This is a genomic window from Sphingobium sp. WR1 (assembly GCF_059693745.1).
The window spans coordinates 263,053-276,223 of record NZ_JCATID010000004.1 but is presented as its reverse complement, the minus strand read 5'-3'; the positions used below and the strand labels follow the sequence as shown (position 1 = coordinate 276,223).

Here is a 13,171-nt window from a genome sequence, read left to right as displayed (position 1 = left end):
ATGTCCTTGATCATCGCCAGTCAGCTCGACGCCGATTTCAACCGGGGTCTGGGTCAGCATCCGATCGCGCCGATTCTGATCGATGTCGCCGACGATGAGCCATGGAGCGCGGCAAGCGAGGCGGATCTGCTGCTGGTCCGTCCGTCACCCGCCTGGCGACAGCCGCCGGTCGCCCGCCCGCCGCTGTGGCCGGGCCGGCTGAAATGGGTCTACAGCGCCTCGGCCGGTGTTGATGTCTATCCCCAATGGCTGCTCGATGCGCCGCTCGTCACCTGTGGGCGCGGCGTCGCTGCGGACGAGATCGCCGATTATGTGATCGCCGCCATCTATGCCCATGCCAAGAATCTGGAAGCTGTGACGGCCCGGTCGCGTGCCGAATGGATCAACGTGCCGCTTGGCCGCGTGTCGGGCACGACGATCGGGATCGTCGGCCTGGGGGCGATCGGCCAGGCGGTGGCGCGGCGTGGCCTGGCGCTGGGCGCGCAGGTCGTGGGATTGCGCCGCTCGGGCATCCAGGCCGGCATCAGCGGCGTCGAGCATGTGCGTGACATCGGGGCGCTGGTGGCGCAATCCGACCATATCGTCATCGCCGTGCCGGCGACGCCGCAGACATATCATCTGTTCGATGACGCCCTGTTCGCGCGGGTAAAGCCCGGCGCCCATATCATCAATGTCGCGCGCGGATCGGTGATCGACCAGGACGCTCTGGTGCGGGCGCTCGACCGCAACGATGGGCCGGGCTTTGCGACGCTGGACGTCACCGATCCCGAACCGCTGCCGGAAGGGCACAGGCTCTACATGCACCCGCATATCCGGCTCACCCCCCATGTTTCCAGCAATCATACGCAGGTGCGTCATCGCCTGCTGGAAAAGGTGCGCGACGATATTTCCCGCTTCATGCGCGGCGAGCCGCCCAGCGATATCGTCGATCCGCTGCGGGGATATTGATGGAGGCAGCGCGGGAGGCGGTTCAGAGCGCCTCCACCGTTTCCCGCGCCAGTTCGGCCAGGCGATGGGCGGCCTGGTCCAGCTTGTCCCCGGAACGGAGGATGGCGGCGACGCGCGGGAGCGGCGGCAGGCGATCATGGTCCAGCGCCGGGCCGTCGCCAAGGAACAAGTGGGTGCGGCAGGTAATGCCCAGGCCCGCGCCCACCGCCGCCTTCAATGTCGCCAGATTGGGCGTTTCCACGGCGATCCGCCATTGCAGCCCCGCATCCTCCAGCCCCCGGATGGCGGCTTCGCGAAAGCGGCACGGTTCCTCCAATACCGCCAGCGGAATGACGGCGCGATCGGCCAGCGCGGCCTCGCCATACCAGCTCATCGGCGCGACCGTGACGGCATGGCTGTCATTGGGCGCGGCGAAGCCCAGCACGATGTCCAGTTCCCGCCGCTCCAGCAGCGTCTGCAGCTCGGCGGTGCCCGCGACTCGCGCGTAGATCTGCGCATCGGGGTGCAGTTCGGAGAAGCGCGACAAAAGGCCGCTGAGCAGCGTATCGGCGAAATCCTGCACCATGCCGATCCGCGCGGGACCGGCGAAGCGTCCCGCGCTGACGGCGGCGACGGCTTCGTCATGCAGCAACAGCACCCGCCGTGCATAATCGAGCAGAAGCTCCCCGGCCGCCGTCAGGTTGAGGCGACGGCCTTCGCGCAGAAACAGCGTCTGCTGCACCAGTTCCTCCAGCCGCTTGATCTGAAGGCTGAGCGCGGATTGGGTCACGAACACCTGTTCCGACGCGTTCAGCATCGATCCGGTGTCGACGATGGCGACGAAACTGCGCAGCAAGTTGGTCGGCAGATTGACCGGCACGGCAGGCCCTCCTTCATATATGGGAAGATGGTCGATCCGATGTCGGGACCGGGGCGTTCATCTATCGCCGATACTCATATATCAATCAAAATAGTAGAGATTTAATCCGTCGAGAAAAAACTTGCCAAGGATGATCCGACAGGCGGAGGAACCAGCATTTTCCGCGCTGATCCGCCCCGCAGCGGCGATGAAACGGGACCTATGAAGAATGCTGATAGGTTTGCCGCAAAAAACTCAATTGAATAAGTAGACAATTCATGTTGGCTTGTCCGGGCTTTCACAAAAGGCCCGGACATGGCGGTTTTGACGATCAACACTCTTTTCCGCGTGAGAAGCGGGCGCACGCCTGCTCCGGCGCGGCGCTTTTCGCTGTCCCGCTTCGGCGGCCGCTGGTTGTCCCCCTTGGCGTTGTTGCTGCTGTGGGAGGCGGGGTCGCGCATCGGCCTGATCCCGGAGCGCACGCTGGCGCCCCCGTCCGCCGTTCTCGGGACGCTGATCGAAATGGTCGTGTCCGGCGAATTGCCGTCCAACTTGCTGGTATCCTTCGCGCGCGTCGCCGCCGGTCTGCTGATCGGCGTCGGCCTGGGCCTGGCGCTCGGCTTGGTCGCCGGCCTTTCGCGCGCCGGAGAGCTGGCGGTCGATCCGCTCATGCAGATCAAGCGCACCATTCCAGCGTTGGCGCTCACACCGCTGTTCATCGTCTGGTTCGGCATCGGCGAAACGCCCAAGGTCGCGCTGATCGCCTTCGCGACGATCTTCCCCGTCTATCTCAACCTCTACAGCGGGATACGCGGGGTGGATTTGCGCCTGCTCGATGCGGCGAAGAGCTTCGGCCTCAGCCGCTGGGAACAGGTCTGGCATGTCGTGCTGCCTTCGGCGCTGCCCGCGCTGCTGGTGGGTTTGCGCTACGCCCTGTCGGTGTCGATCCTGGTTCTGGTTGTGGCCGAGCAGATCAACGCATCGGCGGGCCTTGGCTATCTCATCAACAATGCCCGTGATTTCATGCGGACCGACATCATCGTCGTCTGCCTCATGGTCTACGCCATTCTCGGTCTTGGCGCCGACTGGCTGGTCCGCACCATCGAAGCCCGCGCCCTCATCTGGCGCCCCAGCATAGTGGAGCAATAAGCATGGACGCTCGCCTCGGCTTTTCCACGGTGGACAGCGCCGTCCACCAGCCCCAGCCAGATCCCGTCGTCCGGCTGCGGGGGTTTATCCGCCGCTTCGGGGCCAACACCATCATCGACGGTCTGGACCTCGACATAGCGCCCGGCGAGTTCATCGCCCTGCTGGGCCGGTCGGGATCGGGCAAGACGACCTTGCTGCGGACGCTCGCGGGTCTGGACGAGGTGCGCGGCCAGGATGTGGACGTGCCCGATTCCCGCGCCGTGGTGTTCCAGGACGCGCGTCTCCTTCCGTGGAAACCCGTCTGGAAGAATGTGGCGCTCGGGCTGAAGAGCAATATCCGCGCCCGTGCGGAGGCGGCGCTCAGGGAAGTGGGGCTGGGCCATCGCATCGACGCCTGGCCGCTGACCCTGTCGGGGGGCGAGGCGCAGCGCGCCGCCCTGGCCCGCGCCCTGGTGCGCGAACCCCGGCTGCTGCTGCTGGACGAGCCTTTCGCCGCGCTCGACGCCCTGACCCGCTACCGGATGCATGATCTGGTCCTGTCGCTCTGGCGCACCCATCGCCCAGCCGTGCTGATCGTGACCCATGATGTGGAGGAAGCCATCGCGCTGGCCGACCGGGTGCTGGTGCTCGACAAGGGGCGCATTGTTGCAGAAGAACGCATCGTCGCGCCCCGTGGCGAACGCGCGAGCTTTGCCCCGCGCCTGCGCGAAAAGCTGCTGTCCCATCTGGGTGGCGACGATCATGGCGATGGCGTCGTGCGGTTCGCGCCGATCGCGGAAGCTGCGGAATGAGCGCGGCCGCTGTCCTCGAACGGCCTGTCGATACGGCGCGGTTGCGCGGCTTCGTCACGGCCTTTGCCGATCTGCTGGCGGCCACGCGGGATGAGCAGGCGATACTGGAAAGCGGCCGTTCGCTGCTCGCCCGCCTGATCGCGACCGACGACTGGCTGCCGCCGGCCTACACGCGCCCCGATCCCGATCGCTATCAGCAATATCTGCTCCACTGCGACAGCCGCGAACGCTTCAGCGTCGTCAGCTTCGTCTGGGGACCGGGCCAGTCGACCCCGATCCACGACCATGGAATCTGGGGCTTGGTCGGCGTGCTGCGCGGCGTGGAGAAGGTCGAGCGTTTCCGCCGCCTGCCGACTGGCGGACTGGTGGCGGAAGGTGACGAACTGCTGCGCCAGGGGGAAGTGGACGCCTTCTCGCCGCGACTGGGCGACATCCATCGTGTGACCAACGGCCTGACCGATCGGCCGTCCATCAGCATCCATGTCTATGGCGCCAATATCGGCGCGGTCGAGCGGGCGACCTACGCGCCCGACGGCGCGCCCAAAAGCTTCATTTCGGGTTACGCCAACGGCGTAATCCCCAACCTCTGGGACAGATCGAAAAGCATATGAGCCTTGATACACTGGACCGCGTCCAGACAGCGACGCCGCAGGATATTCGCCACGCTCTTCTCATCGGCAGTGAAATCGCCATCATCGACGTGCGCGAGGAGCATGAGTTCGCGCAGGGTCATCCGCTGTTCGCCGCGCAGATCCCGTTGCGTCGCATCGACGAGGAAGCGCGCTGGCGCATCCCGCGTCTCGACACGCCGATCATCGTCTATGACAATGGCGAAGGCCTGGCCCGCAAGGCGGCCGTCCGGTTCGAAGGGCTGGGCTATACCCATGTGCGCGAACTGGACGGCGGCCTCTCGGCCTGGCGCGACGCCGGCTATGAATTGTTCGAGGACGTCAACAGCTATTCCAAGGCTTTCGGCGAACTGGTCGAGCATCGCCGCCACACGCCCTCGCTTGCGGCGGAGGAAGTGCAGGCGCTGATCCGCGAAAAGGCCGACATCGCCATTCTCGATGCGCGTCGTTACGATGAATATCACATAATGAGCATTCCTACCGGCACCAGCGTGCCGGGCGCCGAACTGGTGCTGCGCGCGCGGGCGATCGCGCCCGATCCCGACACGACGATCATCGTCAACTGCGCCGGTCGCACCCGCTCGATCATCGGCGCCCAGTCACTGGTCAATGCGGGCCTGCCGAACAGGATCTTTGCGCTGCGCAACGGCACGATCGGCTGGACGCTGGCGGGGCAGGAACTGGAAAACGGCCAGACCCGCGTCGCACCCGAAGTCGATGATGCGGCAACCGAAGAAGCGCGCACCCATGCCCGCGACGTCGCCTATCGGGCGGGCGTCAAACGCATCGGCTGGGAGGAACTGGCGGCGTTCAGGGCCGATAGCGGCCGCACCCTCTACCTTTATGACGTGCGCCAGCCGCGCGACTATGAAAGCGGCCATCTGCCCGGATTCCGCAACGCGCAGGGGGGGCAGCTGGTGCAGGAAACCGATCATAATGCCCCGGTGCGCGGCGCGCGCATCGTCGTGACCGATCCTGTCGGGCCGCGCGCCGACATGACCGCCTCCTGGCTCGCCCAACTGGGTTGGGACGTGTCCATCCTGGATGTCGACTGGTCGACGGTCGCGCTCGAAAAGGGATCGGACGGCGCGCCGCCTCCGCGCGGGCCGGAGGGGCGCTACAAGCGGCCCTATGAGGGCACAGACAACAAGGCCGCCGCCATGCAGGCCTATCTCGACTGGGAATATGGCCTCGTCGCCCAGCTGGAGCGCGACGGCACCCACGGCTTCTACGTCATCTGACACTCTGGAGAAGGCATATGAGCGTCAAATTCATCGGCTATATCGGTTTCAACAACGGGTCCGAAACCCAATCGGCGGTGCGCAGCCGCGCGCTCGACACCGACTATGTGAACGCAGCCGCCAGAGCGCAGGAGGAGGGCGGCTTCGACCGCGTCCTCATTCCCTTCGGTTCCAACAGCCCGGAAAGCCAGATCGTGGCGGCCCATGCCGCCGCCATCACCACCCGTCTCGGCTTCCTGGTCGCGCATCGTCCCGGCTTCACCCAGCCGACCGTCGCTGCGCGCCAGTTGGCGACGCTGGACCAGCTTTCCGGCGGCCGCGTCGCGGTCCACATCATCACCGGCGGCGCGGACGAGGAAATGGCGCGCGATGGCGATACGCGGACGGTCAAGGCGGAACGTTATGCCCGCACCGACGAATATCTGACGATCCTGCGGCAGGAATGGACGGCGGCCCAGCCCTTCGACCATCAGGGCAAATATTATGATATCCGCCAGGCGTTCAGCGCGATCAAGCCCGACAATCTGCCGGTCTTCTTCGGCGGATCGTCGGACGAGGCGATCGAGGTCGCGGGCCGCCATGCGGATGTCTATGCGCTCTGGGGCGAAACGCTGGAAGCGGTGAAGGACACGGTGCGCGCCGTGCGCAAGTCGGCATCGCGCCATGGCCGCGATCCGGGCTTTTCGCTCTCGCTGCGTCCGGTGATCGCCGATACCGAAGAAGCCGCGTGGAAACGCGCGGCGGAGATCGAAGAGCAGGTGCGCGAAAATCGTCTCGCCGCCGGCTTGCCGCTCACCGGCCATCGTCCGCCCAATGCGGGGTCGCTGCGCTTGCTCGACACGGCCAGCAGCAACCGCCGCGATACGCGGCTGTGGACCGGCGTCGCGGCGCTGACCGGGGCTGCGGGCAACAGCACCGGGCTGGTCGGCACGCCCGAACAGGTGGCCGACGCCATGCTCGATTATTATGATATCGGCATCGATCATTTCCTGATCCGCGGCTTCGATCCGCTGGGCGATTCCATCCTCTATGGCCGGGAATTGCTGCCGGTGGTTCGCCGCAAGGTCGCCGAGCGCGAGGCGACGGGCCTCGCACTGGCGGGCTGATCCATGTCGAAGAGAAACGTCGCCATCCTGCCAGCGTCCCTTGTCGCGGTGGCGGGCCTCGGGCTCGCCGCCGCGACTTTTAGGCATAGCGACGACAATGTCCTGCGTGTCGCCAACCAGAAGGGACAGGTCCGGGCGATGATGCTTGCCTCGGGCGTGCTCAAGGGCGCGCCCTATAGCGTGGAATGGTCGGAATTTCCCGCCGCCCAGCCGCTGCTCGAAGCGGTGGGCGGCGGGGCGGCCGATCTCGGCCTTGCCGCCGACGCTCCCTTCATCTTCGCCTATCAGAGCGGCAGCCCGGTCAAGGCCATCGCTGTTCAGGCGCCCGCCAACCAGGCGCCGGAGGCGCTCGCCATCCTCGTCAAGACGGACTCGCCGGTGAAGGGCGCGCAGGATCTGGTCGGCAAGTCGATCGCCACGACGCGTGGGTCGATCGGCCATCATCTGCTGCTCCAGGCGCTGGAGCGCGCCCATATTCCGGCGGACAGGGTGCGCGTCACCTTCCTGCCGCCGGGCGACGCCAAGGCGGCTTTCGACAGCGGATCGATCGACGCCTGGGCGACCTGGACGCCCTATACCAATGTGGCGATCAAGGAAGGCGCGCGCGCTGTGGTGGACGCAAAAGACTATGGCCTGCCGCTCTATATCGACATCGCCCATGCCGATTCCATCGGTCCCAAACGGGCCTTGCTGGCCGATTTCCTCCAGCGCGAGGCCAGGGCCGTCGCCTGGGCGCGCGCCCATCCCGATCGGTTCGCGCAGGTGCTGGCCCAGGAAACCGGCCTGCCGCTCGACATCGCCCGCGCCAGCTTCGACCGCAACAATCGAGTGTCCCGACCGATCGATGCCGGGATCATCGCGCATGAACAGGCGATCACCGGGCGTTTCCGCAAGGCCGGACTGACCGATGGCGAGCGGGACGTCGGTGCGGCGTTCGACACGAGTTTCGGAAAAGGTAGTTGAAACAATAAATTTCGCTTTAGAAAGATGATCTAAAGTTAAGCCTTACTCATAGATCGTCACGCAAAGTCGATGTTCAACTAAAATTATAGAAAATAAACGGTCCCTCGAAATACATATGGGGGAATAGAAAATGCACCGCCACAAAACCTACCTTGCCTCCACCGCGCTCGCGATTGTCCATTTCGCTGTCGTGCCGGCGACCGCGCAGGCACTTGCCGCGCCGAAGGCGGCGGCAGGCGACGCCGCGGAGCCGGGAACGATCATCGTCACCGGCGTCCGCGGCGCGCCCCGCACCGTGGCGGAAAGTCCCGCGCCGATCGATGTGGTCGGCGCGGAAAAATTGCAGGCGACCGGCTCGGCGGAATTTGGCGAAGCATTGTCCAAATTGCTGCCGTCGCTCAATTTCGGGTCGACCCATGCCGGCGTCTTCTCAATCGGCCGCCCCGTCACCAATCGCGGTCTGGCGCCCGCCTATACTTTGGTGCTGGTCAATGGGAAGCGGCGGCACAATGGCGCCTTCCTCAACAATTCGACCGCCGATACGTCCGGCGCCAACCCGGTCGACATCGACCTCATCCCCACCAGCGCGATCGACCGGATCGAGGTGTTGAAGGACAGCGCCGCCGCCCAATATGGCACCGATGCGATCGCCGGGGTCATCAACATCCAGCTCGCCGAAAAGGAGGGGCTGAGCGGTGATTTCACCTATGGCACGCTTTACGAGGCCAATGGCAAGCCCGACAGTTGGAAGGGCACGATCCGCTATGGCACGAAAATCGGCGATGGCGGCTTCCTGACGATCAGCGGCGATGTCCGCAAGCGGGGCGGCGCCTGGTGGAACCTGCCCGCGACCGATGCCAATGTCTATGGCCTGCCGTCGGGTCGCACCATCGACCAGGTGGTGGCGACCAGCGGCCTGACCCGCGCGCAGGTGGAGGCGAACATCGCCGATGCCAACGCCCGCAATGCCCAGTGGAACCGCGACGGCGCGCATAATGGCGATCCGCAGATCAAGGCGTTCAACCTCGCCTATAATGCGCAACTGCCGGTGACGGACAACGCCACCCTCTACAGCTTCGGCACCTATGGCGAACGTGATGCTGAGATCGGTAATAATTTTCGCCGTCCCAACAGCACCGCCAATTTCACGGCCCTGTTCCCGGACGGCTATTATCCGCTGAACAATATCGACGAGAATGATTTTCAGTTCGTCGGCGGCCTGCGCGGAACGCTGGCCGGGTGGGATTATGACGTCTCCTCCTCCTTTGGCCGCAACGCCAGCCGCCAATATTCCAAACTTTCGATCCGCCCCTCGCTGGGACCGGACAGCCCGACCAGCTGGCCCAATCTCGCCAATTTCGAATTCCGCCAATGGACTCACAATATCGACCTGACGCGCGAGTTCGAGATCGGCCTCGCTAGGCCGTTGCAGATATCGATCGGCGGCGAATATCGGCTCGACCGCTTCCGCACCTTTGCCGGCGATCCCCTCGCCTATGAGGATGCGACCTACACATTCCAGCCGGGCGACCAGCAATATGACTGGAATGTCGGCCGCGTCGCCTCGCCGGTGGTGCAGGGCGCGATCGTGCTGTCGCCGGAGGACGAAGCCGATATCAGCCGGAAAGTCTATGCCGGCTATATCGACCTCGGCCTCTATCCGACCGACGCCTGGTATATCGGCGCGGCCATCCGCGCCGAACATTATAGCGACGGTTCGGGCAGCCCGGTCGGTTTCAAACTCAACAGCCGCTATGAGTTCAGCCCGGCGCTGGCCATTCGCGGCACGGTCGGCACCGGCTTCCGCGCGCCGTCGCTGACGCAGATCGGCTACGCCCAGACCGACGGGCGCACCTCGTCCTTCTTCAACCCGGCGACCGGCCAGACCGAATTGCGGCCCACCGTCGCCAAGCTGGTGACGGCGGATTCGACCGTCGGCCAGCTACTGGGCGCCAAGCCGCTCAAGGCGGAAAAGACATGGAATGCCGGCCTTGGCCTCGTCTTCACGCCCATCCCCGCGCTGTCGGTGACGCTGGACGGCTATTATATCCGCATCAGGGACCGCATCGAGCGCACGGGCCGCCTGTTCGGCGCCGGCATTTCCGCCATTCTGGCCGCCAACGGCCTGTCCGACATCGAACAGGCGGAATATTTCATCAACGCCGCCGACACCGAGACCAAGGGCTTCGACCTGGTCGCCGACTATAGCCGAAACCTTGGCGATCTGGGCAAGCTGGGCCTGACCTTCGCCTTCAACTATAGCAAGACCAAGGTGACGGATGTCGTCGCGACCCCGTCGCAACTTTTCGACACCGACGGCAATGCGCTGCTGGGCGCAGGTTCCGTCTTCTTCGGCGGCGACAAGATCGGCGAACTGGAAGTGCTTCAGCCGCGCACCAAGCTGGTCAGCACGCTGAACTGGTCGAAGGGCATTTTCGGCCTCAGCGTCACCGCCACCCGCTACGGCAAATATACCCAGCGCACGGCGGCGGGCGACGACCGGCATTTCGGCGCGAAGATCATCACCGACGCCAGCATCAGCGCGAAGGTGACGCGGTTCGCCACATTGTCGGTCGGCGCCACCAACCTGTTCGACGTTCGTCCCGAAACCAACGGGCCGGGCAATCCCCAGACGGGGCAGGGCTATTATGGCCCGTCGCCCTTCAATCCCGCAGGCGGCTATTATTATGGGCGTATCGCACTCGCTTTCTGATCGCCGGACCTTTGTGGCGGGCGCCGCCGCGCTCGGCCTCACTGCGTGCGGTGGCGCTGGGAAGGGCGGGCGTGCCCGGCTGGTCCTGGGCGATCAGGTTCACCTGCTCCAGTCGAAGGCGGAGGCGGCGGGTGCGCTCACGTCTCTTGGCTATGATATCGAGTGGGCCAATTTCGTCGGCGCCGCGCCGCTGCTGGAGGCTCTCAACGCCGGGGCGGTGGATACCGCGCCGGCGGGCGACCTGCCGGTCGTGCTGGCGGCGGCGGCGGGCGTTCCGCTGAAAGTCATCGCCGGCTCTGTTTCCTCCACCCGCGACATTGGCATCATCGTGCCGCCAGGCTCCTCCATCCGCCGTGTCGCCGACCTCGCCGGCCACCGCGTGATCGTGTCGAGCGCGCGCGGCAGCATCTCGCACTATCTGTTGCTCGAAGCGCTCAAGGAAGCCAGGCTCGACCGACGCAGGGTTGATATCGGCTTCATGCTGCCCAACGATGCCGCAGCCGCCTTCGCCGCCGGCCGGATCGATGCCTGGGCGACCTTCGGCACCTATCAGATCGCGGCGGAGGCGCGGGGCGCCCGGATGCTGCGCGACGGGCAGGGAATCAATACCGGCCTCACCCTGATCGCCGCCTCGCAAAAGGCGCTGGACGATCCGGCGAAGCGCGGCGCGCTCAAGGATGTGCTGGCCCGGTTTCGCACGGCGAGCCAATGGGCGCAGGCGCACCCGGATGGTTATGCCGATGTGTTCGCCAAAGCGACGGGCGTGGACCCGAAATTGGCGAAGCTGATCGTCGACCGGCAAAATCCCCTTCTCGTCCCGCCGGATGCGACGGTCATCAAACCGTTGCAGCGCGTTGTCGATCGCTTTCACGCCGATGGCGAACTGCCTGTCCGCGTCGATGTCGCCCATATCGTCGATCCGACGGTCTTCCCGACATGAGCAGCGCTGTCCGACCCTTCAGACATTCTCATTGGGCGGCAAGCAGCCGCCTTCCTACACTCGCCCGTAAAGGAGCATCGCCATGGCCACTGTCTTGAAGGATGATCGTTTCCGCCAATCCGGCGTCAGCGAGGCGGAATGGAAGGTTCGCATCGACCTCGCCGCCTTCTATCGCCTTTCGGCCCTCCATGGCTGGGACGACTTCATCTACACCCATATTTCCGCCCGCGTGCCGGGGCCGGAGCATCATTTCCTGATCAACCCCTTCGGCCTGATGTTCGATGAGATCACGGCGTCCAGCCTGGTCAAGGTGGACCTGGACGGCCATGTCGTCGGGGAAAGCGACTATGGCATCAACTATGCCGGCTATGTGATCCATTCGGCGATCCACGGCGCGCGCGAGGACGCCCATTATATCGCCCATTTCCACAGCGCCGACGGCATGGCGGTATCGGCTCATGCCGAAGGGCTGCTGCCCTTGAACCAGCGCGCGCTCGCGCTGATCCCGCGCCTCTCCTATCATGACTATGAGGGCGTGGCGCTCAATCTGGACGAGCGCGAGCGGCTGGTCGCGGATCTTGGCGATACCAAGGTCATGCTGCTGCGCAATCATGGCACGCTGGCGCTGGGATCGTCACCGGGCGAGGCGTTCAGCGGCATCTATCATCTGGAGGAAGCCTGCAAGGCACAGGTCCGCACGCTTTCCATCGGCCGCGACCGGATATTGATCGCGCCGGAAGAGGCGCAGGAGGAAGTGCGCCGCCAGATGGGCCGGGAGCGCAAGCCGGTGGAAGGCGGCAAGTCGCATTATGATCTCGTCTGGGAAGCCGCTCTGCGCAAGGCCGGGCGCCAGTCGCCCGGCTTCGACGCCTGAACTGGAGGAAAGCCATGACCAGGCGCCAATTGAAGCTGGGTCTCGTCCCGACGGGAGTCGGCGGCCCCGGCGACAGCAATCGGGGCCGCGACCTGGGCGCCACCATCGCCGACGCCATCCCGGCAGGGGCGTGATCCCGACGCCCCCTTCCCGGCCAGTCGTCACGCCTCGAACCGCGCGCATCGGGACGCCGCCTGAAGCTATGACAATTCATCGACGCTTCCCCGCCAACTCTCATTGGCGGGGCGCGTTGACGGCAGCCATCATGACCCCGACCGCAAGGAGATCATGATGGCGACACTTCTCACCGATACGCTCAAGGCCCGCTATGCCGCGTTGCAGGCGGAGCGGGAACGCAGTTGGACCGCCGCACAACTGGACGGGAATGCGCGTCAGCGCGCGCGGCTGGTCGACCGTTTCGATCCCGCGGCGGTCGCGCAGCCCGGCGCCATCCTGCCGCCCCTGTCCTTCGCTGAAGTCGATGGCGAGACTCTCAGTCTCGATGCGCTGACGGCTCACGGTCCCGCGCTTTTTCTTTTCTTCCGCTTCGCTGGCTGTCCCGCCTGCAATATCGCGCTGCCTTATTATGGCGACCACCTCTATCCCACGCTGCGACAGAAGGGCATCCCGCTGGTGGCGCTCAGCCCGCAGCGGCCCGACCGGCTGCGCGACATCAAGCTGCGCCATGCGCTGCCCTTTGCCGTCGCCACGGATGCGGACAATGGCCTTGCCCGGACATTGGGCATCAGCTTCGTTCCCGACGATCGTCCCTCGCCGCCGCCCGCCGGCTGGATCGGCGAAGTCACCGGCACCAACAGCTGGGAACTGCCCCAACCGGCCGTCCTGCTGGTGGGCGCGGGCCGCCGCGTCGAATGGCTTCAGGTCAGCCCGGACTGGCTCGATCGGCCGGAGGCGGAAACGATACTCGATCATGTCGCGCTGAGATTGCCCTGATCCCTCCCTTGTCCCAGAGCGCGTC

At 65.3% G+C, this 13,171-nt stretch carries 12 protein-coding genes; 11 read left to right on the top strand and 1 reads right to left on the bottom strand.

All coding sequences use genetic code 11. The features are described from left to right. A complete protein-coding gene (locus tag AC58EF_RS07760) occupies positions 1–948 on the top strand; it encodes an NAD(P)-dependent oxidoreductase (protein WP_497275786.1) in 948 nt (315 codons plus the stop codon). A gap of 22 nt (positions 949–970) precedes the next feature. Here AC58EF_RS07760 and AC58EF_RS07755 read toward each other — a convergent pair whose 3' ends face one another. After that, positions 971–1,807, bottom strand: a complete 837-nt coding sequence (locus tag AC58EF_RS07755) for a LysR substrate-binding domain-containing protein (protein WP_497275784.1) — start codon at positions 1,805–1,807, stop codon at positions 971–973. A gap of 294 nt (positions 1,808–2,101) precedes the next feature. Between AC58EF_RS07755 and AC58EF_RS07750 the strand changes: the two genes are divergently transcribed. The 10 genes from AC58EF_RS07750 to AC58EF_RS07705 all read left to right on the top strand — a co-directional run bounded on the left by AC58EF_RS07750 (position 2,102) and on the right by AC58EF_RS07705 (position 13,146). After that, positions 2,102–2,935, top strand: coding sequence for an ABC transporter permease (locus AC58EF_RS07750; RefSeq protein WP_497275782.1), 834 nt, complete (start codon positions 2,102–2,104; stop codon positions 2,933–2,935). Positions 2,936–2,937: 2 nt separating this feature from the next. Beyond that, on the top strand, positions 2,938–3,726 hold the full coding sequence (locus AC58EF_RS07745; RefSeq protein WP_497275780.1) for an ABC transporter ATP-binding protein: 789 nt from the start codon (positions 2,938–2,940) through the stop codon (positions 3,724–3,726). Continuing rightward, positions 3,723–4,337: a cysteine dioxygenase family protein gene (locus AC58EF_RS07740; RefSeq protein ID WP_497275778.1), complete on the top strand. Its 615-nt coding sequence runs from the start codon at positions 3,723–3,725 to the stop codon at positions 4,335–4,337. Before AC58EF_RS07745 ends, AC58EF_RS07740 begins: the two co-directional genes overlap by 4 nt. Continuing rightward, positions 4,334–5,596, top strand: coding sequence for a rhodanese-like domain-containing protein (locus tag AC58EF_RS07735; RefSeq protein ID WP_497275776.1), 1,263 nt, complete (start codon positions 4,334–4,336; stop codon positions 5,594–5,596). The genes AC58EF_RS07740 and AC58EF_RS07735 overlap by 4 nt, the downstream gene beginning before the upstream one ends. 17 nt (positions 5,597–5,613) lie before the next feature. Further along, positions 5,614–6,702 (top strand): LLM class flavin-dependent oxidoreductase, encoded by a 1,089-nt coding sequence (locus AC58EF_RS07730; RefSeq protein WP_497275774.1) that lies wholly within the window; start codon positions 5,614–5,616, stop codon positions 6,700–6,702. A gap of 3 nt (positions 6,703–6,705) precedes the next feature. Next, positions 6,706–7,665, top strand: a complete 960-nt coding sequence (locus tag AC58EF_RS07725) for an ABC transporter substrate-binding protein (RefSeq protein ID WP_497275772.1) — start codon at positions 6,706–6,708, stop codon at positions 7,663–7,665. 130 nt (positions 7,666–7,795) lie between these two features. Further along, the gene (locus tag AC58EF_RS07720; RefSeq protein ID WP_497275770.1) at positions 7,796–10,378 is read left to right on the top strand and encodes a TonB-dependent receptor plug domain-containing protein; all 2,583 of its coding nucleotides are present in this window, start codon (positions 7,796–7,798) and stop codon (positions 10,376–10,378) included. Next, positions 10,353–11,318, top strand: a complete 966-nt coding sequence (locus tag AC58EF_RS07715; RefSeq protein ID WP_497275768.1) for an ABC transporter substrate-binding protein — start codon at positions 10,353–10,355, stop codon at positions 11,316–11,318. Before AC58EF_RS07720 ends, AC58EF_RS07715 begins: the two co-directional genes overlap by 26 nt. Positions 11,319–11,400: 82 nt before the next feature. Next, positions 11,401–12,192 (top strand): class II aldolase/adducin family protein, encoded by a 792-nt coding sequence (locus tag AC58EF_RS07710; protein ID WP_497275766.1) that lies wholly within the window; start codon positions 11,401–11,403, stop codon positions 12,190–12,192. A 291-nt stretch (positions 12,193–12,483) separates the two neighbouring features. Beyond that, complete coding sequence (locus AC58EF_RS07705; protein WP_497275764.1) at positions 12,484–13,146, top strand: peroxiredoxin-like family protein; 663 nt, start codon at positions 12,484–12,486, stop codon at positions 13,144–13,146. Positions 13,147–13,171 lie beyond the last annotated feature (25 nt).